This window comes from Streptomyces sp. AK02-01A (assembly GCF_033795305.1).
GTDB lineage: Bacteria > Actinomycetota > Actinomycetes > Streptomycetales > Streptomycetaceae > Streptomyces.
In genome coordinates this window covers 1-26548 of the sequence record NZ_JARBAE010000025.1, presented here as the reverse complement: position 1 = coordinate 26548, position 26548 = coordinate 1, and the positions used below count along the sequence as shown (strand labels likewise).

Genomic DNA, 26548 nt, shown 5'->3' with positions numbered 1-26548 from the left:
CGTGAGCGAGACCCGTGGCCGGCCGTGTGGGACCGGTGAAGCCATGCGGTCCCCGCCGCGGTCCGGCACCGGCGGGGACCGCATGGTGTCCTGCGGCGTTATGTGATCAGTACGGTGGCGCGTGGTCCGGTCAGGCCAGTTTCTGGATGGTGTAGATGGCGTATACCCCGCACGGAGAGCCGGACTGCTGGTTGGTGACGACCCAGCCGCTCGGGATCCTGGAGGGACCACAGACCCGCATGCTGGTCTGGTCGGTGATTTTCACGACGGTGTAGACCGTGTAGACGCCGCACTGCGAGCCCTGCTGGATCGAGGTGATGACCCAGCCGTCCGGTATGGCGGACTGGCCGCAGTCCTGGATGGTGGTCTGGTCGGTGATCTTCAGCAGTGTGTACAACGGGTAGGCGCCGCAGTGGGCGACGTTCTGCATCGATGTGATGACCCAGCCGTTCGGGATCGCGGAGTGCGAGCACGCCTGGATCGTCGTCTGGTTGGTGATTTTCACGACGGTATAGACGGTGTAGACACCGCACTGCGCGCCGGGTTGCACCGAGATGATGACCCAGCCGTCCGGTATGGCGGACTGGCCGCAGTCCTGGATGGTGGTCTGATCGGTGATCTTCAGCAGCGTGTACCAGGGAAAGCCGCCGCAGTGGGCGACGTTCTGCATCGAAGTGATCACCCACCCATCCGGAATCGGCGAGTTCGCACAGGCCTGGACCGTGGTCTCAGTGGTGAGTTGAGTGATGGTGAAGAGCCCGTAACCGCCGCAGCCGGCCGGCTGCTGGCTGATGATTACCCAGCCACTGGGCACGGGGGTGTAGCCGCAGATCGTCATGGTGTCGCCGGCCTGCGCGGCCTGCGGCGCGGCCTGTGGTGCGGCCTGCGCGGCCTGTGGTGCGGCCTGCGCGGCCGGGGCGCCGGCCAGGGCCAGCCCGCCCAGCAGCAGGGCCGCGACCGCCACCCACCGGGAGAGCAATCGCCGTAATGTTCCCATTCGAATCCTCCTGATCGCCTCGTACATGGCGGCTGAGAGCTTGGCAGAGCCGCGCTCTCGACCGCCACCTCTCCCAGGCGTGGTGCCAGGGCCCGCGAGCCCGGCAAGAGATCCAGACGAGAGACCCTGGCCAAGGGGTGTCCCGGAGCGCACCGGGCACGACTGTTTGCTAAACGGAGCAGACTCCGCTTACGCTTCTTCTCGCCGGAGGATCCTCTGGCGAGACATGGCGCGCGGCTTCTCTCCGCTGCCGGGAACAGGACGATCATGACTTCCCACACTCGTATCACCACTCCCTTCACCAGGGAATCCACCGCCGACGAGGTCATCGCGGGTGTCGATCTGACCGGCAAACGCGCCGTCGTCACCGGCGCCGCGTCCGGCATCGGAGTCGAGACGGCGCGCGCACTGGCGGCGGCGGGAGCCGAGGTGACGCTGGCGGTCCGAAACGTCGAAGCGGGCGAGCGAATCGCGGCCGAGATCGCTTCGAAGACCGGCAACGGCAGCGTCTCAGCCGCCTCGCTCGAACTGACCGACCGCTCGTCCGTCGCGGATTTCGCGGCGGCGTGGCAGGGGCCGTTGCACATCCTGGTCAACAACGCCGGAGTGATGGCCCTGCCCGAGCTGCGCCGCACCGCCGAAGGCTGGGAGTACCAGTTCGCCACGAACCACCTGGGCCACTTCGACCTCGCGCTCAGGCTGCACGACGCCCTGGCCGCCGCGGGCACCGCGCGTATCGTCTCCGTCAGCTCCAACGCGCACCGCAGGTCCCGTGTCGTCTTCGACGACATCCACTATGTGAACCGCGCGTACGACGCGTGGTCGGCGTACGGGCAGTCCAAGACGGCCAATGTCCTCTTCGCCGTCGAGGCGTCCACGCGGTGGGCGGCCGACGGAATCACCGCCAACGCGCTGATGCCCGGCGGCATCCGCACCGCGCTGCAACGCCACCAGACAGGGCCGGAGATGAGCGCCGAGACCAGAAGGATCTTCGACAACTATCCGTGGAGGACGACCGAGCAGGGCGCGGCCACCTCCGTCCTCCTCGCCGCCTCACCTCTGCTGGACGGTGTCGGTGGCCGCTACTTCGAGAACTGCGCGGAAGCGCTCCCGTACACAACCGCCACGGAGCGAACGGCCGAGGCGTCCGGGGTCGCCGCGCACGCACTCGACCCGGACGCCGCCGCGCGGCTCTGGGACGTATCGGCCGCGATGCTGGCCGGCTGACCGGACGCCCGGCGAGCGGCGCGGGGGAGTGGCCGACTGCCGACGCGTCGAGCGTGACCTCGCCGACGCTCCTGATCAGTCGCCTTCCCACGCGGTGTGAGCGTTACGTGTGGTGGCCACGACCCTGTCCAGGGACGGCGGCCCGGCTCCGGCACCACCGATTCCCTCATCGAAAACTTCGCACAGCACGTCGGGCGGCATAGCCTGGTGGTATTGCCTCGCTTGCCCCGGCCCCGTGCCGCTGGGCGGCATCCGGCGGCGACTGCGGCAATTCGTGTCCGCCCGTATCGAGCGGGTGGCCCGTGAGCAACGCCGACGAGAGGACAAGCCATGAGCACTCCGACTCCCGACGAACACGCACCTCCGGCCGAGGCGCGCTCCACCGAGGAAACCCAGGCCGCGGCCGACGCGGCGGAGCGCCAGGCCGCGGCGGACACGCAGGCCACTCTGACCGATCTCGCGAACAGCGTGGCCCTGCTGCCGCAGGCGCCGCCGGTCGAGGGCGAGGAGGAGCGTCCCGATGGCGCAGTCGCTCTGCCGGTGATCGAACAGGACGGCAATCGATACGTGCCCGCCTTCACCTCCGAGGACGCACTGGTGGCGGCCGGCGGCGACCCCGGCACCGCGCTGGGCATATCAATCGTCGAGCTGGCCGAGAACTGGCCGGAGGACGATCTCTGGCTGGCGGTCAACCCGTCGACTGACGAGGGCCTCGCCCTCCCCTCCGACCTGGTGCGGGCGCTGCCCACCTTCAGTCATGCCGGCCGGTCGGGGCGGCCCGGTGGAGAGGGAGGCACGCGATAGCGCGCGGTCCGCGACACGAGTGTCCATGTGGTCCGTGGTGATGACATGGGCTGTGGGTGGTGGGTTTCTCACCTGTCCAGGACGTCGGCGGCGGCGCGGTACAGCATCAGGTCCGCTACGCGGTAGCCGGGCTCGTCGGCGAAACGCGCGGTGAGCCGCCGGGCACGCCGAGCCGGCGTCTCGCAGCGTCGATCGTCTGGGCGAGAAGCACGGCGATGGTCATGGGCCCCACACCGCCGGGGACAGGCGTGATCAGACTCGCCCGGTCCTTGGCGGACTCGAAATCCACATCGCCGACGTTGCCCGGGTTGTAACCCGCGTCGATCACCACCGCACCAGGTTTGAGGTCCGCACCGGTGATGAAGCGCGGCCGTCCCACCGCGGCGAGCAGGATGTCCGCCTGCCGGACGATCGCGGACAGGTTGGAGGTACGTGAGTGGCAGTAGGTCACCGTGGCGTTCCGGCCAAGAAGGAGCATGCCCGCGGGCTTGCCGAGGATGGCACTGCGTCCCACCACGACCGCGTGCTTACCGGCGAGGTCCACCTCGTACTCCTCCAGCAGACGCATGATTCCTCCGGGAGTGCAGGACACGAAGCCGGGCAGGCCGAAGCTCATCGCCGCGAAGGAATGCATGGTCACCCCGTCGACGTCCTTCTCCGGCGCGATCGCCTCAAAGGCGGCGCGTTCGTCGATGTGAGGTCCCACCGGGTGCTGGAGCAGGATGCCGTGCACGCCGGGATCTTCGGAGAGTTCGGTGATTGTTTCGATCAGGCCGCTGGTGCTGATCGAAGCGGGCAGGGCCACATGCCGTGACTGGATACCGGCCTTCTCGCACCGGGCGCGCTTCATCCGGACGTAGGTCACCGAGGCCGGGTCGTCTCCGACCAGCACGGTAGCCAGGCACGGGGCTGTCCCGGTGTGCCGGAGAATGTCCGCGGCAGAGGCGGAGCTGGTCTCGATGATGCGGCGGGCAAGCCCGGTACCGTCCATCAGGCGAGCTGTCCGTGTCTGGGCCATGTGCCACTCCTGAGCGTCACGACGAGTCGCCCAGGCGCACGGCATTCGACAGAGTGTCAGGCCGCTCCCCGGTGGTACTCCACCTCAGCGCCAGTCACGGCCCGCTACTCACCTTAGTGCTTCCGCGGCGCTTCGCTACGCCTACTGGTCGGGCGCCGAGCGGGTCCGGTGTTGGTGGCGACAGCGGCTGGCAACGGCCGGCGGCGGCGTCCAACTCTGCGACCGCAGTGCCGCAAGGCGCACCGCGTGGTGGCCGCGAGCGGGTCCTCCGCACCTGGCACTCGGAGGCGTCGACGGGGTGCTTGCGTCCGGACGCTGGATTCGGGTGAGGAGCCGACGCGGTGGCGTGTTTGTGGTGCCAGCGGGTTCTTCGTTCGCTGGTGTTGCAAGTGCGGCTGCGGCCCCAAGCGTGGTCGGCCACTGAGAGTTCCCATCCGACGTGCAACCAGCGGCTCGACCCCGACACATGGACGGGTCGTCAGCTGAGGGACCTCAGGGGGAGCTTTAAAGGTCACGGGAAGAGCTGAGGGGCGTATCTACTGACTGTTTGCTCTTTGGATGATCAGAATCCGCTAGGGCAATTCCGATTGTTCAAGTGTTGCGTTAATCACGTTACATGGACTTCGGGCTTTCGTGATCAAGGTTGGGGTTTGCCCGGATTGATGGATCTGGACGTGCTCTCAGTCCGGCCTTAGATTTCCGTGCGTCCTGCATGTGTTGGATGTGTGGAGATTTCGGGGAGGGGTGCGTGATGGGCAGACGTCTGCGTGGATATCCGGCGGTGCGGGGCTTGGGGGGCTTGCTCAGCGCGTTGCTGGTAGCAGGCGTACTGACTGCGGTTCCTGCGGCTGCAGTCGCGCCCGCCTCCGCGGCTCTGAAGGCCGGGAGTGCGGCCAGCGACGGCGGTTCCGTTGCTGGTACGGAGGACGCGGCGCTGGCCGAGGCCAGGCGCACAGGCAAGGATGTCGAGGTCACTGCGGAGCGCACGGAGACGGGTGAGGTGTTTGCCAAACCCAATGGCCGTCTGGAGGCGCTGGAGCACCTGCGACCGGTCCGTACCCGTGTGAATGGTGAGTGGCGGGATATCGACACCTCGCTGCGGAAGCGAGCGGACGGTTCCGTTATTCCGGAAGCGGCATCCGTGGGTATCGCTTTTTCGGGCGGGGGCGGTGCGCCGCTGATCGCGCTGGAGCGGGCCGGCCGGGAGCTGTCTCTGTCTTGGCCGACCGCGCTGCCCACGCCGGTGATCGACGGCTCCACGGCTACCTACCCCTCCGTCCTGCCGGACGTGGACCTCAAGGTGCGAGCCGATGTCGACGGTGTCTCGCACACGCTGGTGGTCAAGACGCCGCAGGCGGCCGCCAATCCGCAGCTGGCTGAGCTGCGGCTTGGTATGCACACCGACGGCATGACGGTCCAGGAGACGACCGATGGCGGCCTGCAGGCGATGGACACCGGGGCCGGTGGGCCGGTGTTCGAGGCGCCGCAGCCGCTGATGTGGGATTCCAGTACTGCGGAGGGAACGTCCGTTTCCCGAAAGGCTGCGTCAGCCAAGCTGGACGCATCCGGCGGGCCGGGCGAGGCGGCACAGGTGGCGCCCATTGATGTCGAGGTCACCTCCAACGGTGACGAGCTCGTACTCACCCCAGATCAGCAGCTTCTGAAGGACGCCACATACCCGGTCTACATCGACCCGCAGTGGTACTCGCCGAAGGCGTCGAACTGGACCATGGTCTCGCGCTACTGGGCCTCCTCGCCGCAGTGGCACTTCAACGGCGACTCCGACGCCGGGGCGGGCTACTGTGCGGGCGACGCGCGCTGCGCTCCGGAGGACGTGAAGCGTCTCTTCTACTCGATTCCCACAGAGAAGTTTGCGGGCAAAACGATCCTGGACGCCACGTTCGTGGCGCATGAGACACACTCTTACAGCTGCATCAAGACGGACGTAGAGCTGTGGCGCACCCAGGGCGTCAATAAGTCCACAACCTGGAACTCCCAACTGGCGAGCGGTTTCTGGGCCGATCTGCAGCAGACCCGCAGGGAGGCCAAGGGCTACAGCAGCGACTGTTCGAGTGGCGATGTGGAATTCTGGGCGCTGCGGGCGGTGCAGCAGGCCGCCTCCTTCGGCTGGTCCACCACCACCTTCGGCCTGCGTGCCAAGAGTGAGACAGACCCGGAAGCTTGGAAGCGTTTCTCCGACGACGCCTACCTGCGCGTGCAATACAACAAGCCGCCCGCCCAGATCAAGATGTCCCAGCTCACCCAGAACCCCGGCGGAACTTGCTCCTCGACGGTGCGGCGTGTACGGATTCTGCCGACGTTGCGTGCGGACAATGTCACCGACCCGGACGGCGACAGCGTGGCCGTGCAGTTCCAGGCTTCGTGGGATGCCGGTGATGGCAAGGGGCGTATAGCACGCTGGACTTCGGCGAAATCGACGTCGAAGAAATCCGGCTCCGATTTCTCCCTCGCGATGCCGGCCAGCATCCCCAGAGATAAGGCAGTCGGCTGGCACGCCCGCTCGTACGATGGCGCGCAGTGGTCTCCATGGTCCTTCGAGGGTTCGGCGACCGACTGCGCTGTGCTGTACGACACCAGCGTGCCTCCCCAGCCGTCCGTGACGTCCGGTGAGTATCCGGCTTCCGTCGCCGAGGACCCAGACGACCCGTGGGCGGACGGTGTGGGCCGCTACGGCAACTTCACCATCGACACGACGCAGACAGATGTGACGAAGTACTGGTTCGGTATCAACGCTCAGCCCAGCAGCGCGCACACGCTGAACACGTCTGGTGGTGGTGCGAAGACCATCACGTTCATGCCGACGAAGTCCGGGGTCAACTTCATCACAGCGCAGGCGTTCGACGCGGCGGGCAACGGCAGCAGCATCGCTACCTACTACTTCCGGGTGCGCGCCGGTCAGCCGGAGCGAGTGGCCTGGGACCTGGACGAAAACGCCGGGGCGAACACGGTGAGTGGGCAGGGCGGTGCCTGGCCCGCGGATCTGTCCGGTGGCGCGAAGGCTGGCGGGGAAGGGGTCGTGGGTACAGGTCTGCACCTGGACGGCAAGGACGGGCAGGCCGCGACAGTCTCACCGGTCCTGAACACAGCGAAGAGCTTCTCGGTATCGCTGTGGGCCAAGCTTCCCGGCACCGATCAGGGGCGTTCCCTGGTGGCCGCCGCGCAGTCCGGAAACCACAACAGTGGGTTCGAGCTCTATTACTCCTCCGCACTGGGCGGCTGGAACTTCCTGCGGCATTCGGCGGACGTGGAGAGCGGCGCTGCCGCCGCGCGCGCGACGCAGCCGGCCTGCGCCGCCGGGGACACCGCCTGTACGACGGCCCGGCTGGGGCAGTGGACCCATCTGGTCGGTGTCTTCGACAACACTCAGGGCCAGTTGAAGCTGTACGTCGACGGGAAGCTGGTCGCCACCACCGCGTTCACCAGCCCCTGGGACGCCCGCAGGTCCCTGCACCTGGGCGCGACATCGCTCAACGGCACGTCGAGCAACTACTTCGCCGGTGATCTGGACGAGGCCCAGTTGTTCGACTACCAGCTCAGTGATGCACAGGTGGCGGAGCTGCACGACATGAAGCCGGTGGACACCGGGCGCCCGGCGAAGGCGGTGTGGTCACTGGACGAGGATGGTTCGGTCCCATCCGTCGCCGGCCATGCGCAGAAGATCAGTGCTGGTCTGCACGGTAGTGCGCTGCTTGGTGGTGCCGGAGCCTCCGGGACCTCTCTGAACCTGAACGGCACTGACGGGTACGCGTCGACCGGCCGACCGGTCCTCGACACCTTCCAGAGCTTCTCTGTCTCCTTGTGGGCGCGTTTGCCCAAGGACAAAGAGGACCGGGCGATGACCGTCCTGACTCAAGGAGGCAAGACACAGAGTGGTTTTGAGCTCTACCACTCCTCGTCTCTGGGCGGCTGGGTCTTCATGCGGGCCGGCGGTGACAGCACCGATGCTCCCCTCGCGCGAGCCACATATCCGGTCTGTCCCGAGCACACCAACTGCGCCGCCGGGGGATTGGGTGAGTGGGCACACGTCGTTGGCGTCTACGACCTGGACGCAGGTCAAATACGTCTCTACGTCAACGGTGTCCTGCGTTCGACCCAGCCGTTCACCACGCCATGGCTGGCGACCGGCCCCGTCATGCTGGGCGCGGCTCCGTACGCCACGGGTACCGGTGGTTTCTTCAAGGGCGATGTGGACGACGCGCGGATGTATGACCGGGTCCTCTCCGACGAGGAGGTGAAGAATCTCTTCAACCAGCATCCGGTGGTGAAGGGCCGATGGAGGCTTGACTCGGCCACGGGTAGTCCGGCGGTATCGCCTGACGACTCTTCAGGGAATCGTCCCCTGACGCTGGGCGGCCAGGCGTCCATCGATATCTCCGGAAGCTCCAACAATGTGGGCCCCGGCGGACTTGTCCTGGACGGCATCAGCGGTTTCGCGGCTGCCACCTTGCCGTCCCTGCGGACCTCGGAAAGCTTTACCGCAGCTGCGTGGGTGACTACGGCTGCCCGTCCGGACCATCCGGTGGCGGTGATGTCCCAGCCGGGTGTCAGCGAATCGGCGTTCATCGTGCGCTATGTGCCCGACCCGAAGGACCCAGCGAACGCCGGAACCTGGCAGCTACAGATGCCGGACAAGGATGCGCCCGATGCGAGTCGGCCCGTCGCCGAGCATTCGAACTTCCAGAACATGACTAACTGGAATCATCTGGCGGTGGTGTATGACGCCTTCGCCAGTGAGATGCGCCTCTACGTCGATGGCCAGTTGCAGACGGTCGTGTGCTCCGACGATGACGGAGACGGTACGCAGAACGAGCCGGTGTGCACCGGTCAATTCTCCTGGAACAGCAACGTGCCGTCGGCCTTCGACGCTGCTGGAGGACTGCAACTCGGCCGGGTCAAAGTCGCAGGGAGGTGGGGTGAGTTCTGGCCCGGCGTGATCGACGACGTCTGGGCCGTCCAGGGCGCGCTCACCGAGACACAGATCCGCAACCTGGCGAGTGGCAACGAACTGCCCACCAACCCCGGACCGTAATCGCTTTCCTCAGGGGCGCGCTGCGCCCTGAGACCTCTTCGCCACGGCGACCGCACCATAAGCGCACCGCCCGGAGGCGGGCAGCGCAGTTCCCGGTCGGCGGTGGAGCTGATCGGCAGTTACTCCGGATCAAGGTCATTTCAAGCAGGACGCCCCGTCACGGGGGTGCGGGCCGTGTGCGTCGCGCGTGGCTCAGGACGGGCAGGCAAAAGGAGTGAGGAATGGCAGTGAGGGTTCGGACGCGGCTACGGCGCAGGACTGCTTTGACGATCTCGGTGGTACTGATCGGTGGCCTGCTGCAGGGCGCGGTCACACCGACCGCGCTTGCCGATGACCTGCCGAAGGTACCCGTGTCGGAGAAACCTCTGAGCGGGCACGGCGCGAAGATGCTGCCCCGCCGGACGGACGGCGCGCCGAGCACGCCCCAGCGCGCTCCGAAGGGGTCCTGGCCGGCGGCGGCCTCCGCAGATGTGACGCTCCAGCCGGGAACAAGGAGCGCGCGCACCCGAGCCGGACGCACCCCGGTTTCACTGACCACCCCCGCCACGTCAAAGGCCAACAGAACAAAACCACTTGCGGGTGCGGCCACGGTTCGGGTGCTGGACCATGAGGCTGCCCGACGAGCCGGCGTAGACGGCATGCTCTTCTCCCTTGAGCGCCAGCCTGGCACCACAGGGGATGCTGTAGGGATCAGCGTGGACTACTCCGCCTTCGCCCAGGCGTACGGTGGCGGATACGCGGCCCGAGCGAAGCTGGTGCAACTGCCCGCCTGCGCAGCCACCACGCCGGCCAAGGACGCGTGCGCCACTCACACTGCCGTCACGACTCGTAATGACACGGCCACACATATCCTCACCGCGAACGCCGTGAACGTGGCCGCCTCCGGCCAGGCTTCGCTGTTCGCGCTGGCCGCAGGTGCTTCGAGCGACAAAGGTGACTACACGGCAACATCGTTGTCTCCGTCTGCCGCGTGGAGCACGGATCTCAACACGGGCGACTTTTCTTGGTCCTACGACATGCCGGTCCCCAACGTGCCCGGCCAATTCGCCCCCACAGTCGGTCTGTCGTACTCGTCTGGTTCCATCGACGGTCGCACCGAAAATACCAACAACCAGTCCTCGTGGGTGGGCGACGGTTTCAACCTCTGGTCGGGTTCAATCGAACGCTCGTACGGGTCGTGCGCGGATGACGGGGTGAAGGAGAACGCCGACGGGAACAAGTCGGGCGATCTGTGCTGGGCCTACGACAACGCGACCATCTCTTTCGACGGTCACGCGGGCGAGCTCATCCCGACGGGTGCCGATAGTTTCAAGATCAAGGGCGACGACGGCACCAAGGTCGAGCGTATTTACGGTGCAGGTAACGATGTACGGGCTAATGGCGCTCGCAACGACGAATACTGGCGAGTGACCACCACGGACGGCACACGCTACTACTTTGGCTACAACCGCCTGGCGGGATGGGCATCGGGCAACCCCACCACCAACTCCACCTGGACTGTTCCGGTCTTCGGCGACGATGCCAATGAGCCGTGCCACGCGGCGGCGTTCGCCGACTCCTGGTGCCAGCAGGCATGGCGCTGGAACCTCGACTACGCCGTCGATGTGCGCGGCAACTCCATCGGCTATTTCTACAATAAGGAGACCAACACCTACGCACGGAACCTCCAGTCGACGGACGAAACTTCCTATGACCGCGGCGGTTCTCTGGACCACATCGACTACGGGTTGCGCAGCATCTCCAACTACTCGACCAAGGCACTCGCGCGCGTCGATTTCGCCTCGGCCGAGCGGTGCCTGCCCGAGTCGGGTGTGAGCTGCGACGCCTCCACAATCGATGACAAGTCGTCCTACTGGTACGACACCCCATGGGACCTCAACTGCAAGCCCGGCGCCGACTGCATCAAGGCCATTTCGCCGAGTTTCTGGACCCGCAAGCGCCTGACCGATATCACCACCCAGGTCCTCAAGCCGGATGGTACCGGCTACTCGCCGATCGACTCCTGGCACCTGGATCAGGGCTGGGGCATGTCGGACATCGACTACCAACTCTTGCTCTCGTCGATTCAGTACACCGGCAAGTCAGCGACCCCGAACATCACGCTGCCGAAGGTCACCTTCGGCTATGACCAGCGCGCCAACCGACTCGACATGCCCGGCGACGACACCGCTCCCTTCATCAAGGAGCGCCTGTCGCAAGTCGTGGATGAGTCTGGCGGGCAAATCAATGTCGGGTACTCCGCTGCCGCGTGCGACGAGGACCAGCTTCCAACCCCGGAGACTAACACCACCCGCTGCTTCCCTGTCTTTTACACCAAGCAAGGCGACAAGGATCCGTCGAGACAGTGGTTCAACAAATATGTCGTCGATTCGGTCACCCAGAGCGACCGCACGGGATCGTCGCCCGACATGGTCACCCGCTACTCCTATCTGGGCGGTGCAGCCTGGCACTACGACGACGATGAAGGCTTGACAAAGGAGAAGTACAAGACTTGGTCGACTTACCGTGGCTACGCACATGTACGAGTGGAGACCGGCGGGCAGGACCCGGTCGGCATGAAGTCGCAGATGGATCACTATTTCCTACGCGGCATGGACGGCGACAAGGCTAAGCCGGACCCGGTTACCGTCTCGGACGACAACGGTGGCATCATTACCGACCACGACTCCGCAGCTGGCTTCGAGTACAAGACCGAGCAGTACAGCGGTCCTGGGGGCCGGGTCCTGACCAAGACCGTCAACACCCCGTGGCACCACGAGACGGCCAAGCGGGTACGTGACTGGGGCACCACTACTGCCAATCTGACGGGAACTGCCAACACTCGAAGTTGGACCTCGCTCGATAACGGGGCCGGCGTCAAGTGGCGCGTCGCCTCAACGACCAATGCATTTGAGGACACCGCAGGACGGATCGTTCAGGTCGATGACGAGGGTGATGTCAAGACCGCTTCCGACGACGAATGCACCCGTGCGACGTACGCGGACAACACCATCGCCTGGATACTGCGTGCCGTCGTCAGGGTTGAAACCGTGGCGACCAAATGCGGCACCACCCCAGACCGTTCCAAAGACGTCATTGCGGACGTGCGTAACGCCTACGACGGACAGGACTATGGCGCGGCGCCCACCCTGGGCGACGCCACTCATACGGCCACGCTCAAGTCGCATGACGGAACCACCGCCACCTATACGGAGGCGGGTGCCACTTACGACACCGCCACGGGTCGTCCGCTGACCGCCACCGACATAACCGGCATCGTCACGGCGACCGGCACCGCTGCCCCGGTGCGTACCGACCGCAAGGACGGCCGGACCACCACTACCGTCTACAGCCCCACCACCGGCTTCCCGACGGAAATGACGGTGACCGGCCCACCCGCCGTCCCTGGCACCGCCGCCACGGCGCAGTCCACCAAGACCACCTACGACACGCTGCGCGGACTGCCGGTCACTGTCCTGGACACCAACAACAAGCGCACCGACACCACCTACGACGCTCTGGGCCGCAGCCTCAAGACCTGGCTGCCCAACCGGTCCAAAGCCAACAGCGATACTCCGAACTACGAGTTCAGCTACTCAATCACCGACAACAAGCCGGTCGCGATCGCCACCAAGACCCTCAAGGGCGCCGGCGCTCAGCAGACCGCGTACACCCTCTACGACGGATTCCTGCGCCCTCGCCAGACTCAGGCTCCGGGCCCGGACGGCGGTCGGCTGGTCGACGACACGTTCTACGACGAGCGGGGCCTTACAGCGAAGTCCTTCGCCACGTATTACAACACTGGAGCACCCTCGGCGGAACTGCTCGTACTCGACAACGCACTCGCGGTTGAGACCCAGGCGTGGAACACCTACGACGGGCTAGGACGCGTAATCAAGTCCCAGCAGGTGGCGGGCAACGGCGACGGCGGCACCGTACTAGCCACCACCAGCACCACCTACGGCGGCGACCGCATCAACGTCACGCCTCCCCATGGAGCCACCCCCACCACCACCGTCTCCGACGTGCGGGGCAACACCACAGACCTGCTGCAGTACCACGCCGTCAACCCCACAGGGCCGGCCGACACCACCCATTACGACTACACCCCCGCCGGCAAACTTGCGAAACTCACCGACCCCTCAGGCAACACCTGGTCGTACACCTACGATCAGCGAGGCAACCTGACTGGTGTGCACGACCCGGACAAGGGCGACGCGACCTCGGCATACGACGACCGCAACGTGCTCACCTCCACCACTGATGCCCGCAAGCAGACCGTCACGCACGTGTACGACGGTATCGGCCGCGAGACCGAGACCCACGACGGCGGCGCGACCGGCCCCCTGCTGACCAAGCATGTCTGGGACCCATCCGGAGCCGAAGGCCAGCTCGCCTCGGCCACTCGCTACGTGGGCGGGGCAACCGGATCTGCCTACACCACCACCTACAACATTTATGACACTCTCTACCGGCCCAACCGGATCACTACCACCATCCCCTCGGTCGCAGGGGAGGAGGGACTGGCCGGCGCTTACCAATCGAACGTCAAGTACAACGTCGACGGCACCCTCCAGTCGACCGGGTATCCCGCAGCGGGCTCCCTTGCTGCGGACGGTCTCGTCCCCACCTACGACGAGACGCTACGCCCCGTCACGCTGACCGGAACTGGCGGAACCACCTATCTCACCGACACCAAGTACAGCCTCACGGGCAAGCCGCTGCAGTTCACCTACCAGAGCGGTGGCAAGAAGACTCTGGTCAGCAACATTTACCAATGGGGCACTCAGCGCCTGGACAAGGCCCAGGTCGACCGTGAGGACGTGCCGGGCACCGACAAGTCCTCCACGTACGGTTACGACGAGGCCGGCAATGTCACATCCATCAGTGACGTCTCCCGTGACGGCACCGACAACCAGTGCTTCCAGTACGACTACCTCGCACGCCTGACCGAAGCCTGGGCACAGAACACCACCACCTGCGCGACACCCGGAGCATCCGCCCTCGGCGGACCCGCCCCCTACTGGCAGTCCTACACCTACGACCTCAGCGGCAATCGGAAGTCGGAGACGCTCCACGACACGAGCGGCTCGGCAGCGAAGGACATCTACCGCACCTACGCCTACCCCGACACCGGCGCCACCCACCCCCACTTCCTCACCCAGGTCGACACGGCAGGCCCGGACGGCACATCGAGAACCAGCTACACCCCCGACGCCACGGGCAACACCGCTACCCGCACCATCAGCGGAGACAAGCAGACCCTCGAATGGGACGCTGAAGGACACCTGGCCAAGGTCACCGCACCCGACGGCAGCGGCGCCACCAAGACCCTCGCCTCCTACGTCTACGACGCCGACGGCAATCGCCTGGTCGCCCGGACCGCCACCGACACGACTCTCTACCTCGGCGCCACCGAACTAACCCTCACCAAGGGCGCGACCAAAGCGAAGGCCACCCGCTACTACGACCTCGGCGGCGGCAACCAGGCCATCCGCACCGACGACAACAAACTCACCTTCCTCATCGGTGACCACCACGGAACCTCCGAACTCGCCATCGCGGCCACCGACCTGGTCATGAAGCAACGCCGTTCCACACCCTTCGGCGCTTCTCGCGGTACCCCGCCCACCACCTGGCCCGGCCAGAAGGGGTTCGTCGGCGGCACCCAGGACGCCACCACCGGGCTCACTCACCTCGGGGCCCGCGAATACGACCCCGACACCGGCCGCTTCATGAGCGTCGACCCAGTCCTGGATACGGCCGACCCCCAGCAGCTCAACGCGTACAGCTACACCGAGAACAACCCGGTCACCTACAGCGACCCCACGGGCCGTACCAAGTGCGACGTAAACCCTGAACTCTGCGCAGGACACCATGCGACCCCAACTGGCAACAGCGACGGTACAGGCGACAGCGGTAGCAAACCGGGCAGTGACGGGGACACAAGTCCCGAAAAGCCGACTGCCGCAGAACTGATCTCTTATCTGCCTCGTGCCGAGAATGGCTGGGACGGCAGCAGTCTGATGATAAATTGGGTATCGTATGCATACGAAAAGCTTGGAGATTATTGGTATGCGCCTATCGGCGATGGTGACAGAACGGCCATGGCATGCTGGGGGCGCATGGCCTGTCTAAAAGCCGCAGAGCTGTATGGGAACACGCACGACTTGGCTGCGGCCAAAAAAGTCGCTGCAACGTACTGTCTCAATAATCCGAAGAGCTGTGTCGTCGACAGTGGTGCGTACGCCGCCGAGAAAGAAGCCAGTGAGGTAGTTCCAATTCTCCTGAGTGGCGGAGTGGCGGCAATGACGGAGAGGGCCATCGCCAGCGCGGCCGACAAGGGTGCAAAAGCAGCACTGGGGAAGATTCGCAAGGGTGCCGGCTGCAGCTTTAGTCCCAGCACCTTGGTGCTGATGGAAAAAGGCAAGATCAAGCAGATAGATGAAATCAAGCCGGGCGATAAAGTCGAAACGGCTGACCCCTCAAACGGAAGGCATCGCAGCCCCAAGACCGTCACGGCTCAACTCGTTCACCACGACGACGATCTCATAGACCTGAACATCCAGAACCGCCAAGGCGACAACGCTACCCTTCATACGACCTCCAAGCACCCGTTCTGGGATGATACCGCCCACACCTGGGTTCCGGCCGGTAAACTCGCACCAGGCCACACACTCAATACTGTCGCTGGTGAGCACGCCCTGATCATGAGCATCAGTGTTCGGCCCGGCGCAGCCGACATGTACAACCTCACCGTCGAAGGCATGCACACGTACTATGTGCTGGCGGGGAAGACTCCGATCCTCGTTCACAACAGCAACTGTGCTATACCTTCCGCCTCGGAAGCCGCTTTTAAGGCTGCCGAGAATCCTGCGGGTATCTTTGTCAAGAACAAGCATCTCTCGTCCTTTGAGGGGCGCTACGCCAAGTTCAATACAGCCGACGTATCGGAAGCGCAATCGTGGATCGCTGAAGGGCTCAGATCTAGAGGTGCGAGTTTCAAGCCGAACGGCCTGGATGGCACCTTCAAGATGGAAGTGGACATGGGACGTGCCGTCGGAACTAAAGGCCAGACAGGAATCAGGATCATTGTGGCCAACGACGGCAGAGTGATCAACGCATTTCCGTTCAATGTGGGATGATTCGGATGAAGATTCTCTACGGCGCAATCAATGCGAACGACCTGAGAGGGGCGACGATCGCGGACTACCTCGTAAACATTGAGGCCTCGATCAAGGTGGTCGATGGACGTGGCGTGATCTACGAGGAGCCTTATTTCCCCGTGGCGGAGTTGGCGCGTGAGCTTGCCCGTTGGGTTTCGCTGGGTGAGAAGCAAGCTCCGGACTTCCTTTTCGCTTCGCTCTCCTTCGAAGAGCCGGGTGCGGTCCAAATCCTCGGCAGCGGATCAGGCTGGACGGTGGGATCAATGTTCACGCCGGAGTTGAAGAGTTCTCCCGTTTCATGGGGCGAGGTCGCCGCGTGTATCGATGCGTTCGTTACGGATGTGCGGCGAGATGTTCTTGAGCTGGGTATCAGCCCCGACTTCATCGACTCATAGAGGGATGAATAAATGGGCCATTCAGGAGGAATGAGCTTGAGGTAGGAAAGAGATCTTGAGTTCGCACTGGTGAATCTCAGCCCCGTGAGGCATGTGCCTGGCGGGGCTGTGCAAGCTTCTGACGGCAGTAGTTGACGGCAACGTCGGCGGACGCGGGCTGCGCAGCGTGGTGGGTCACCGTTGCCGGGTGGGGTTGCGGAGGGCGTCGCCGAGGAGGCCGATGGCGTCGCGCGGGAGGCGTACGGGGTGGCTGTGACGCCGAATATGGATGTGGTCGAGGTTCCGACGGGCTCGTCCTGTGCCAGGCGGGAGCGGGATGACGCTGACCTTGGACTATGCCCTCAGCGCGGCGACAGGGGATGTCTCCCCGAGAGCTGTTCAGAGTTTCTTTACTTGATCAAGGGCGCCCCGCTGACGCGGGCCGCCGCGGCGCCGGCGGCCGGTGACCGCCGCCCGCTCCTGTCTGCCGCCCCGCTGGCGACGCCCACCGGCCACTCGGCGCGCACGCCCAGCGGATCGAGATCCGGTCGGCAGAGCGGCGAACCCCTGGCGAGCCGGACGGCCGTCCCGTACGCCAGGGCCCGGCGCTGGCTCAGGCCGTGACGGCATGGACAGCGTGGCTGGTGCCGGTGGGGGCTGAGCGAGACACACGTGACGGGTGACTGTCCGGCGCACCCGCCGTCGTGGCTGACGGTCGGCGGCTGAGGCCCGAGCACCTCCATGTGGCCGACTGGATCGTGGACGACCTCACCGAGCGCCTCATGTAGCCATCTAGGTCTAGACCGCTGACGGCAGTAGTGACGGCAACAACCACGCACAACGGTGCACGACAACGAACCTCGACGGACCGTCAAAACCCCGCTCACCTGCGAAAACGCAGGTAGAACAGGGTCGAGTGCCACACGTACTATGTGCTGGCTGGCGAGACGCCGGTGCTGGTTCACAACAGCAACTGCCCGACCGCATCGAAATACGAGGACATCACGAGTCCCGGCGCCCGCATGCCAAACAAATCGACAGACGTGGGTCCCGTGGACTTCGGAAAGAATCTTGAGGCCAATGGGTGGAGCCGCACCGAAAAGGGCCCGAACATCATGTACGAGAAGGATGGGGCAAGGTATTTTCTTCGAGGGAAGGCGAACAGCCACAAGGGGTGGACGGCTGACTACTACAATCCGGGGTCCAAGAAGGCCGACATCAAGATCAGACTGGGTGAGGACTAATGGCAGAGGCAGGTTCGATAGTGGTCGATCGCAACGGCTATCTGGGTGTTCACTCCCGTAGTGCAGCCACCTTCGATCTTGATGCCAGGCTGCCTGGCCAGGTCTTCAAAGGCGGTGTGGAGGGCTCACTGTTCTGTGAGTTCGATGCAGTTCTCACCCCGGAATTCTGGCCGGCGCTCTGCGCGATGGCCCGGTGGCATGGCGACAGTCACGTCGAACTGCTGGTTCTTGAGCCGGATTGCGATGCGTTCTACCGTCCGGAGTATCGGATGTATCCGGCGGTGTCGTTGTCCGTAGGGGCCGACGTGGACGACTACTGGGCGGCGATCGGTCACGAGCCGGACGGTGACATCATGGGGTCGATTGCAATCTCTGCGAACGTCATCGCTGTGACCGGACCTTCCGGAAGATGGGGGTGTTGGGGTGAAAGGGATCCCGAGGTTGCAGTTTTCAGGGGGTTTCCCAACATGGCCGCACGGAATGAATGGCGCGCGCAGTTCGGGCCCTTCCTGGAGGTGTCAGACGCTCTGGAGTCGTATCTCTCGCTGACCTTCGAGGGTCAGACCGTCCCGGACGAGTACGCCGCAACCCTGACTGCCAACTATGGGCCTCCGAGCGGTAGACAGCCGTAACGGCACGGAGCATCCCGCCGATGTTTCGGTAGGATGCTCCGTCGGCATCATGGGAACCAAGGCTCCTCGTCGAGTTCCACGATCCGGCCCAGGTGTTGAGCTCCGCACGGAAGTTCGCTTATGCAAATATGAAGCCCCGTCAGGTGAGTCCTGGCGGGGCTTCTGCGCGGGGTGACGGCAGTAATTGACGGCAACGTCGGGGCGGCGCAGGGTGGCGATTCGGCGCCGTCGCCGTTGGCCATCTCGGTGTTCGTCGGGTCGTTGAGCGCGGTGCTGAGAGTGTCGATGGCGTCGCGCTGGAGGCGGAGTCGGACGTGGGCGTAGACGGTGGCGGTGACGCCGATGTGGGCGTGGCCGAGGAGTTCCTTGATGACGACGAGTTCGACTCCTTGTTCCAGGAGGAGGGTGGCGGTGGAGTGGCGGAGGTCGGCCGTGAGGAGGAGCGTGGTGAAGGTGCGGGTGGGGTTGGTCGGGTCGATCGGCCTGCCCCGTGGCGTGGTGAACACGTACCCGTTGTGCTGCCACTCGGTTCCTGCCGCGTGCCGTTCGCGCTGCTGCTCCTCGTGGTGGTGCTTCAGCGACTGGAGGCAGCGGGCGGGGAGAGCGATGCGGCGCTCGGAAGCCCGGGTTTTGGTGGGCAACGTGGTGAGCCCGCCCGTGTTGGTGCGCTGCAAGGTGCGGCGGATGGCAGCCGTGCTCCGGTCGAGATCGAGATCTTCCCAGCGGAGGCCGAGGAGTTCGCCTTTGCGGAGTCCGGTGTGGAGCGCGAGTTCGAACAGGGCATGGAGCCGGTGTCTGCGCGCGGCTGTGAGGAACTGGCGGGCTTCGTCGGCGGTAAGAGGTTCGAAGCGTCGGGGCCGGGGTGTGCCGGTGCGGACGTTACGGGCGACGTTGCGCGGGATCTCCTCCTCGTGTACAGCGTGCTCCAGGGCGGACTTGAGGACGGAGTGCACGTAGGCCAGGGTCAGCGGTGAGAGCCGCCTCGCGCAGCACTTTCCGGCAACGCAGCAGAGGGGCTCGACACGGGCGGCGTCGAGGCCGCGCGCGCAGCATTGGCAGGTGGTGCGGAGCTGGTTGAGCCAGGTGCGGACGTCCTTGGCGGTGAGTTTGGCGAGCTTCTTCTTACCCAGGCCGGGGATGAGGTACCGGTTCACGCAGGCGGTGTAGCGGGTGTGGGTGTTTTCGCGGAGGTGGTAGGCAGCGACGTTCTCCAGCCAGTACGTCAGGTATGTAGCCACGCTGCCCTGGGCGGAGGGGACCGGGAGGCCGCGGTTGCTGGCGGCGATCTTCTCGGTCAGCTTGGACAGGGCCTCCTTGCGGGTGGTGCCGTAAACGCGGACGCGCTTGCGGGTGTTGCCGGGGGCCAGCGCGTATCCGGCGGCCTCCCAGCGGCTGTCCTTGCGCTGGTAGATGGTTCCGTCGCCGTTGGCGCGTACGCGGCGGGAGGCGGGGGTGTCCCGGGAGGTGGTCATCAGGCGGCTTCCTGTTCGAGGCGGGTGCGGATGAAGTCGGTGAGGGCGTGGGTGGGGATGCGGCGGGCGCGGCCGAGGGTGATCGAGGCGAGTTGGCCGGTGCGGAGCAGGTCGTAGACGGTTGAGCGACCGAGCTGGAGGCGGGCCATCACCTGGGGCACTGTGAGCAGATCCAGTGCCGGTGCCGCCTCGGCGTGGAGGACGGTGGGTGGGGGCGAGGTCATCAGCAGCCTCCTTCGGCCGTGAACTGCCGTTCCATCTCTCTGCGGTGCCAGACGTGGGCGGCGAGGAGGGCTGCGCCGGGGCTGTAGCCCGAGCCGAGGTAGTCCCACTGGCCGACGACGAGCGTGGTGGCCGGGTCGTGCTCGGGCAGGCCGGCATGGGCGTGGGACTGTTCGGTGCGCCAGGTGCGGCGGGCGTCGCGCAGCGCGCCCAGGGTGGTGGAGTAGTGGCGGGACTTGGTGGAGAAGTGGCCCCGGAAGCCGAGCATGTGCGCCCACTTCCAGAGCTTGAGCTCGGCGAACTCGGGTAGCTTGCCCAGCTCCCAGCAGGTGCGGATCATCTGCCGCACGTGCCGGGCGACGGCAGGCCGGGGCAGCGGCCGGGCCTGCCCGGTGCCGTCGCAGGCGGTACACGGGAGCGGCGTTCCGTGGGGCAGGAGGGTGGCGCCGCGTCCCTGGCAGGGGCGGCAGAACAGGGAGCGGTCGAGGGCGCCGGAGGCGTCGGCGGACTTGGTGGCGTACTTCGCGACGTAGGCGGCCACGGCCTGGTCGCTGAGTTCGGCGTCGGTACCGAAAGTGGCGATCTCGCGCACGTCAAGCTGCTGCCCCCAGCCGAGTTCGCGTTCCCCGAGCGCATCAGAGTCGACGGAGATGCGGGCGCGCGGTGCGGCGGCCCTGATGGCGTCGGTGAGCACGGCGGCGGTGGCATGCGAGGGCGGGGGCTGGGCGCTGCAGTCGGGTCCGTCGAGTCGGATCACGGCGTGGAAGTGGACCAGGCCGCGCTTCTGGTACTCGGCGACCTTGGCGAAGGAGACCCGCAGCACGGCGCGGGCGGCCTTCTGGGTGAGGTCCCGCCGGACGGCGAGCTCGCGGCGCAGGTAGGTGGTGAAGCGGGCCCACAAGGCTCCGGCGTGGGCGTTGAAGAGGACCGCGCCCGTGTAGTCGTATGTCGCCGGGGCCAGGGGCGTGCCCAGCAGGGGGTCTGTGGGTTCGTGGCGGGTGCCGCAGCGGCAGGGCCGGGTGTCGGGGCGGTTGTGGACGGGGCCGAAGGAGGGCGCGGTGAGGGTGGCGAAGACGCGGGGATGGGTGCGGACGGTGTCGGGCACGGTCTTGCCGCCGGACAGGCCGGCGCGGATGAGGTGGTACGTGTCGGCGGCGTCCTCTTCCAGCGCCGTCGCGACAACGACCTGTGGGCGCTGCCCGGCGGAGGCATGGACGTCACCGACTTACTGCCCGGCACCGCCGTCCGCGAAGTCAAGGAAGAGACCGGCCTCGACGTCGAGATCACCGGTCTCGTCGGCCTACACCGACCCGAAACACATCGTCGCCTACGCCGACGGCGAGATACGGCGGCAGTTCAACGTCTGCTTCACCGCCCGCATTACCGGCGGCCGACTGGAGATCTCCCACGAATCCACCGAACTCCGCTTCGTGCCGCCCGAGGAAATCGACGAACTGGCCATGCATCACACCCAACGGCTTCGGCTCCGGCACTTCCTGGAGCGACGCGAGAGCCCCTATCTCGGCTGAACCGATGACGGCAGTAGATGACGGCAACTACCCCGCACAACCACGCACCCCACCGGACCAGCAAACCCCGCCTGACCTTATGTACTTCACCAGAAACTTCAAGTCAGAGTGAGAGGACGATTCTGATGCATGTGGAGGATTGCGGGGATCAGGTCGTGATCACGATGCTCAGAGCGGAATTCTTTCTGGTTGAAGCGCTGATGATGGAAGCGCTTGAGACCGGGGATGACCGCGACTTTCAGACGCGCGTAGGGGCGACCAAGGATAAAGTGAGGGCTCTCTTGGATAGCCTGCCGGATCTGCCACTCGGTGGTGGGAGTTAACCGCTGTGATGTGATCGCTCATGCAAATCTAAAGCCCCGGCACCCATGGCTTGGGTTCTAGTGTCTCGTGATCCCGTCAGCATTGCTTGATCTCGTGTGGCTCGTTCTCTTGGTATGGAGCTCTCTGTGGAACAGGCGGCCGAGTTGCGGGAGTTGGTCAACAGTCGGGACGTGCCCGCGGATATAGCGATGCGGGCCCGGATCGTCCTGTGGTCGGGCGAGGGACGTCGGCGCAGGGACATTGCCGAGTTGCTCGGGGTGTCGCTGCCGACGGTGGACCGCTGGAAGACCCGTTATGCCGAGCACGGGCCGGCCGGTCTGGAAGGCGACCGGCCCGGCGGGGCCCGGGAGCAGGTTCCGGCGCGGATTCGGGCTCGGTTGATCGCGCTGACGCGCATGACGCCGCCGGCCGTCACCGGTCTTTCGCATTGGTCCACACGCGAGCTGGCGAAGTATGTGAAGCGGACCGAGAACGCCACCGTGTCCTGGCACTACGTTGCGCGGGTCTGGCGCGAGGAGAATCTCAAGCCGCACCGCAGTGGCACCTTCAAGATTTCGAAGGACTCCGCGTTCGCGGACAAGGTCGCCGATGTCGTCGGCCTCTACCTCGCCCCACCGGGCGGCGCGGTCGTGCTGTCCATCGACGAGAAGACACAGGTCCAGGCGCTGGACCGGACCCAGCCGGTGCTGCCCGTCACCTTCGCGGCCACGGAGAAGCGCACGTACGACTACGTCCGGTACGGCACCACGAACCTGTTCGCCGCCCTCAACGTCGGCACCGGCGAAGTCATCGGTGAGTGCAAGCCGAGCCGGAACGGCAAGAACTTCCTGGCCTTCCTGAAGAAGGCGGTGAAACCGCACGCGGGCAAGGAGATCCACGTCGTTCTGGACAACCTCTCCACCCACACCACGCCGGAGGTGAAGGCATGGCTGGCGAGTAATCCGCACGTCCACTTCCACTTCACCCCCGTCGGGTCTTCCTGGATCAACCAAATCGAGACCTGGTTCGGAATCCTGACCCGCCAGTCAATCCGCCGCGGCACGTTCTCCAGCGTGAACGTCCTGATCAAACAGATCCGCGACTACATCGACTCCTGGAACTCCGAGGCCAAACCGTTCACCTGGACCGCAACTGCCGAAGAGATCCTGACGAAGGTCCGACTCGTCCAGACCAACGTCAAGAAACTCGTCGCAAACAACTCAAAGTGATACAAACGGAATCACGAGACACTAGCCTCGATCGTTCATGAATCCTCGTTGGTGTGCTGACGGGGCTGCCCGGTCGGCCCCGGTCGACCGGCGAAGGTCCGGTGTGCGCCCCCTTTGAGGGACCTGACGTGCGAGCCGTCCACCGCCGCGTCGTCCATGTCGAGCGGGCCGGCCGCCCGGAGTTCGGCAAGGAGCGCCTCGTGGAGGCGGGGCCACACGCCGGCCTCGGTCCAGTCCCCTAGCTGTATTGACCCGTGAGGTTGGGGATGCGGCTGGCGGGTGGTTGGCCTTTGAGCGCGGTGTGTCCGCGGTGGTGATTGTAGATGTGGAGCCATGCGGGGTAGGCGTCGCGTCGTTCGGTCTCGGTGCGGTAGGTCTTGGCGTAGGCCCACTCGTCCAGCAGGGTCCGGGTAGGGTCGGCCGAGCGGCGAGGTCCCTGCTGGCAGGGCCTTTTCCGCTCGGCCTCCCTCCGAACCGGACGGGCCCGTTTCCGAGCATCCGGCTCTCTAGTGACTACTGCGTGAGTGTTGCGTTCGGTTTCCCGGTGTGGATGCGCTCGTGACAGGCACCGCAGACCACGAGAGCCTTGCGCCGGCGCCTGGCCATGAGATTCATCCAATCGGGGGACGGCCCGTCCAGTCAGCTGAGGTCGTTGAGTGACCTGATGTGGTGAACCTCCACCTCACCAGCTTGATCGCAAACCTCGCACCGATTTCCCTGGAGTCGACGGATCAACTCCTTGTGGGGATAGGCGGGACCGGCCAGACGGTCGGTCAACTCCGCCGTCTTCTGCCGCTTGAGGGGAATCCCTCCGAACCGTGCTACCAGTTCCTTTCTGTTGTCCCGTGGCATGCGAGCCTCGAAACAGGTGCGCGGCCCATACGGCGTCTCGATCTTGGCCTTGAAGCGGGCCGCCATCTTCGACACCGTCGAGCCGTGCTTTCGCGCCAAGGTCCGGAGCATTGCTGTCTCCATGACCCAATGCAGCCGGTGAAGCCGAAAGACATCACCAGCCATCAGGTAGTACTGGACGACACCCCGATACTCGATACCGAACTTTCCGACAATGACATGGTCGGACTCGCTCACAAGCGAGTTCTGGCAGGCGGGCTTTCCGCGTGCCAGGAAGGGTGCGGACTTGGCCTTGACTACGGTGGCGGGCACGTGCAGGACGATCGTTCCGTTGAGGGACCGGCGGTTGCGTCGGTCCGTCGCTGACGGTCGCCGTGTACTGCGGTCCGTACTCGCCGTCGAAATCTCATAGCCGAGGAATCGAGCCCTGCCTGTGCGGGCATGGGTGATCAGCGTTTTCTCCTGCGACAGCTCCAGCTTGAGGTCTTCACGCAAGAATGTCGCCAGACGCCGTTTGATTTCTTCGGCTTCGGCCTTCGGTCCGACAAACCCAAGAAGGGTGTCGTCCGCGTAGCGCACGTATCGCAGTCTCCGATAGTCAGGATCGTTGGGGTCCTGGCTGGGGAGACGGTGCAACCGCTTGTAGAGAGACCGTGCCTCGGTGCGGTCGCCTCTTCGGCGGGCACGTGCGATCGCCGATTCCACCCGCCGGTACTCCGTACTGCGTGCACGGAGGTTTCCTCGGGTGTATTCCGGGATCAGTGTCTGCTCGACGTAGGTGTCCAGCTTGTGCAGGTAGATATTGGACAGGACAGGTGAGGTTACGCCGCCTTGCGGAGCTCCGCTCAGCGTCGCGTGCCAGATCCAGTCCTCCAGGTATCCGGCCGTCAGCATGTTCCGCACCAGCCGCAGGAACCGGCTGTCGTGGACCTTCTCGCCCAGAGTTCGGAGCATGACCTCGTGGTCGAGGCTTCCGAAGCAGTCGGCGATGTCGCCCTCGATGAACCAGGTCGTCCCCGTCCAGGTGTTGGCCACTTCGCGTAGCGCGGTGTGGCAGCCTTTTCGAGGACGGAATCCGTGGGACCGGCCGGAGAATACCGGCTTGTAATACGCCTCCAGCAGGAGTCGTACCACTTCGCCGACCAATTTATCCGACCAGGTAGGCAAGCCGAGAGGCCGAGTCTTCCCGCTCTGTTTCTTCGGGATATAGACGCGTCTCGCGGGGCGGAACCGATAGCGCTCGTGGCGCATCGCATCAATGATGCGGTCAATCCGTCCCGTTGACATACCGTCCACGGTCTCCTGCGTGGCCCCTGGCGTCATCGCCCCCTTGTTGGAGTAGATTCGGCCGTAGGCCAGTAGATACAACTGCGGATTGAACATCTGTCGATACAGTTCCCCGCACGGCAGACCGCGCCTGCCGCGCTCACGCAGGACACCCAGCACCGTTTCGGCGTTCTGCATTTCGCATACCTCCCGACTTCGGGTGTCCGATCACCTGGCCCCCTTCGCCCGATGTGGACGGCTTTCCCGTCCTCCTTGGCCGGTCGTGACTCCGGCGACTACTACGGGGCCTCCGTCACCATGGGGCTCGCGCCCGTTAGGCGATCCCACGTTCGTCTCTGTCGCACGTCATAGCGCGACTTAGGCGCCCCACTCATCTCCTTGAATGTCCTCACTGGACATCGCTCCTGGCCCCGAGAGTTGCGGAGTCCGTTCAACGCGAACTCCGCAGGGCTGGCGCCGGTTTCTGTCGTCTTTCCGGCGGATGTGAACTTCCATCTCCTGGAGATTGGGATTCAGGCAGTCAAGCCTTCGCCATATCACGCGGGCCTCCCAGCACACCGTCCCTGACGCCTGGACCCGGCTGCTGGTTTCCTGGCATGCTCTGGTCCCCTTCACCTTTCGGATTCAGGTAAGCCATTAGGCCCAGGAACCTCCTCTCGATTTCCTCCCGGCTATGCCGGGGATACGACAGAGCGCCTCGTGGCGCACTTGAAGCGTTCGACTTTCCCGTTGGTCTGGGGCCGGTAGGGCCGGGTGCGCTTGTGTGAAATGCCGTGTGCGGCAAGGGTGTCGCGCCAGTGGTGGGATTTGTAGCGGGCGCCGTTGTCGGTCAGGACGCGCTGGACGGTGATTCCCGCGGCGGTGAAGAAGGCGTGGGCCCGCTGCCAGAAGGCGGCGGCGGTTTCCTTCTTCTCGTCGGTGAGGATCTCGCTGTAGGCGAGGCGGGAGTGGTCGTCGACCGCGTTGTGCAGGTAGCTCATGCCGGCCTTGGCGCGGTTCTTGCGGCCCGGCCTGCCGGCCGAGGACTTTGTGGCCGCCGCCGTCGGGGATGTTGCCGGGTTTCTTGATGTCGACGTGGACCAGGTCGCCGGGGGCGTCGTGTTCGTAGCGCCGTATCGGGCGGCTGGTGGCCCGGTCGAGGTGGGCGAGGCGGGCGATGCCGT

13 protein-coding genes, 6 pseudogenes and 1 riboswitch are annotated in these 26548 nt (G+C 65.2%); of the genes and pseudogenes, 10 read left to right on the top strand and 9 right to left on the bottom strand.

Annotated elements, in window-relative coordinates:
• Nucleotides 1-130: 130 nt before the first annotated feature.
• On the bottom strand, nt 131-997 hold the full coding sequence (locus PV679_RS22340) for a hypothetical protein (protein WP_319682126.1): 867 nt from the start codon (nt 995-997) through the stop codon (nt 131-133).
• A gap of 267 nt (nt 998-1264) precedes the next feature.
• On the opposite strand from PV679_RS22340, the gene PV679_RS22335 reads away from it, so the two are divergent.
• Complete coding sequence (locus PV679_RS22335; protein WP_319682125.1) at nt 1265-2224, top strand: SDR family NAD(P)-dependent oxidoreductase; 960 nt, start codon at nt 1265-1267, stop codon at nt 2222-2224.
• A 330-nt stretch (nt 2225-2554) separates the two neighbouring features.
• The gene (locus PV679_RS22330) at nt 2555-3028 is read left to right on the top strand and encodes an SseB family protein (RefSeq protein ID WP_319682124.1); all 474 of its coding nucleotides are present in this window, start codon (nt 2555-2557) and stop codon (nt 3026-3028) included.
• A gap of 115 nt (nt 3029-3143) precedes the next feature.
• On the opposite strand, the gene PV679_RS22325 is transcribed toward PV679_RS22330, so the two are convergent.
• Nucleotides 3144-4046 (bottom strand): bifunctional 5,10-methylenetetrahydrofolate dehydrogenase/5,10-methenyltetrahydrofolate cyclohydrolase, encoded by a 903-nt coding sequence (locus PV679_RS22325; RefSeq protein WP_319682123.1) that lies wholly within the window; start codon nt 4044-4046, stop codon nt 3144-3146.
• 21 nt (nt 4047-4067) lie between these two features.
• Nucleotides 4068-4154: riboswitch (ZMP/ZTP riboswitch) on the bottom strand.
• A gap of 643 nt (nt 4155-4797) precedes the next feature.
• On the opposite strand from PV679_RS22325, the gene PV679_RS22320 reads away from it, so the two are divergent.
• From PV679_RS22320 to PV679_RS22300, 5 genes are all read left to right on the top strand, one after another.
• Nucleotides 4798-9096: a LamG domain-containing protein gene (locus PV679_RS22320; RefSeq protein ID WP_319682122.1), complete on the top strand. Its 4299-nt coding sequence runs from the start codon at nt 4798-4800 to the stop codon at nt 9094-9096.
• A 638-nt stretch (nt 9097-9734) separates the two neighbouring features.
• Nucleotides 9735-16220: a polymorphic toxin-type HINT domain-containing protein gene (locus tag PV679_RS22315; protein ID WP_416069775.1), complete on the top strand. Its 6486-nt coding sequence runs from the start codon at nt 9735-9737 to the stop codon at nt 16218-16220.
• Between the two features lie 5 nt (nt 16221-16225).
• Entirely contained in the window at nt 16226-16636 is a 411-nt protein-coding gene (locus PV679_RS22310) for a hypothetical protein (protein WP_319682120.1), read from the top strand.
• A 911-nt stretch (nt 16637-17547) separates the two neighbouring features.
• A complete protein-coding gene (locus PV679_RS22305) occupies nt 17548-17859 on the top strand; it encodes a hypothetical protein (protein ID WP_319682119.1) in 312 nt (103 codons plus the stop codon).
• Nucleotides 17859-18491: a hypothetical protein gene (locus PV679_RS22300; RefSeq protein ID WP_319682118.1), complete on the top strand. Its 633-nt coding sequence runs from the start codon at nt 17859-17861 to the stop codon at nt 18489-18491. Before PV679_RS22305 ends, PV679_RS22300 begins: the two co-directional genes overlap by 1 nt.
• 47 nt (nt 18492-18538) lie before the next feature.
• Here PV679_RS22300 and PV679_RS22295 read toward each other — a convergent pair whose 3' ends face one another.
• The 3 genes and pseudogenes from PV679_RS22295 to PV679_RS22285 all read right to left on the bottom strand — a co-directional run.
• Nucleotides 18539-19963 carry a site-specific integrase gene (locus PV679_RS22295; RefSeq protein WP_319682117.1) on the bottom strand — a complete coding sequence of 475 codons (1425 nt, stop codon included), beginning with the start codon at nt 19961-19963 and terminating at the stop codon, nt 18539-18541.
• Nucleotides 19963-20187 carry a helix-turn-helix domain-containing protein gene (locus PV679_RS22290; RefSeq protein ID WP_319682116.1) on the bottom strand — a complete coding sequence of 75 codons (225 nt, stop codon included), beginning with the start codon at nt 20185-20187 and terminating at the stop codon, nt 19963-19965. The genes PV679_RS22295 and PV679_RS22290 overlap by 1 nt, the downstream gene beginning before the upstream one ends.
• Nucleotides 20187-21341 (bottom strand): annotated as a pseudogene (locus PV679_RS22285) (replication initiator); the annotation flags it as partial. The gene PV679_RS22290 and the pseudogene PV679_RS22285, both read right to left, overlap by 1 nt.
• Between PV679_RS22285 and PV679_RS22280 the strand changes: the two are divergent.
• The 3 genes and pseudogenes from PV679_RS22280 to PV679_RS22270 form a co-directional block, all read left to right on the top strand.
• Nucleotides 21336-21714 (top strand): annotated as a pseudogene (locus PV679_RS22280) (NUDIX hydrolase); the annotation flags it as partial. The pseudogenes PV679_RS22285 and PV679_RS22280 sit on opposite strands and share 6 nt — an antisense overlap.
• Before the next feature lie 125 nt (nt 21715-21839).
• Nucleotides 21840-22037: a hypothetical protein gene (locus PV679_RS22275; RefSeq protein ID WP_319682115.1), complete on the top strand. Its 198-nt coding sequence runs from the start codon at nt 21840-21842 to the stop codon at nt 22035-22037.
• Nucleotides 22038-22208: 171 nt separating this feature from the next.
• Nucleotides 22209-23246: an IS630 family transposase gene (locus PV679_RS22270; RefSeq protein ID WP_319682114.1), complete on the top strand. Its 1038-nt coding sequence runs from the start codon at nt 22209-22211 to the stop codon at nt 23244-23246.
• A gap of 64 nt (nt 23247-23310) precedes the next feature.
• Here PV679_RS22270 and PV679_RS22265 read toward each other — a convergent pair.
• The 4 pseudogenes from PV679_RS22265 to PV679_RS22250 all read right to left on the bottom strand — a co-directional run.
• Nucleotides 23311-23491, bottom strand: a pseudogene (locus PV679_RS22265) (IS5/IS1182 family transposase); the annotation flags it as partial.
• Nucleotides 23485-23655: pseudogene (locus PV679_RS22260) on the bottom strand (integrase core domain-containing protein); the annotation flags it as partial. The pseudogenes PV679_RS22260 and PV679_RS22265, both read right to left, overlap by 7 nt.
• Nucleotides 23656-23759: 104 nt before the next feature.
• A pseudogene (locus PV679_RS22255) lies at nt 23760-25562 on the bottom strand (reverse transcriptase domain-containing protein).
• Nucleotides 25563-26095: 533 nt separating this feature from the next.
• Nucleotides 26096-26548: pseudogene (locus PV679_RS22250) on the bottom strand (DDE-type integrase/transposase/recombinase); the annotation flags it as partial.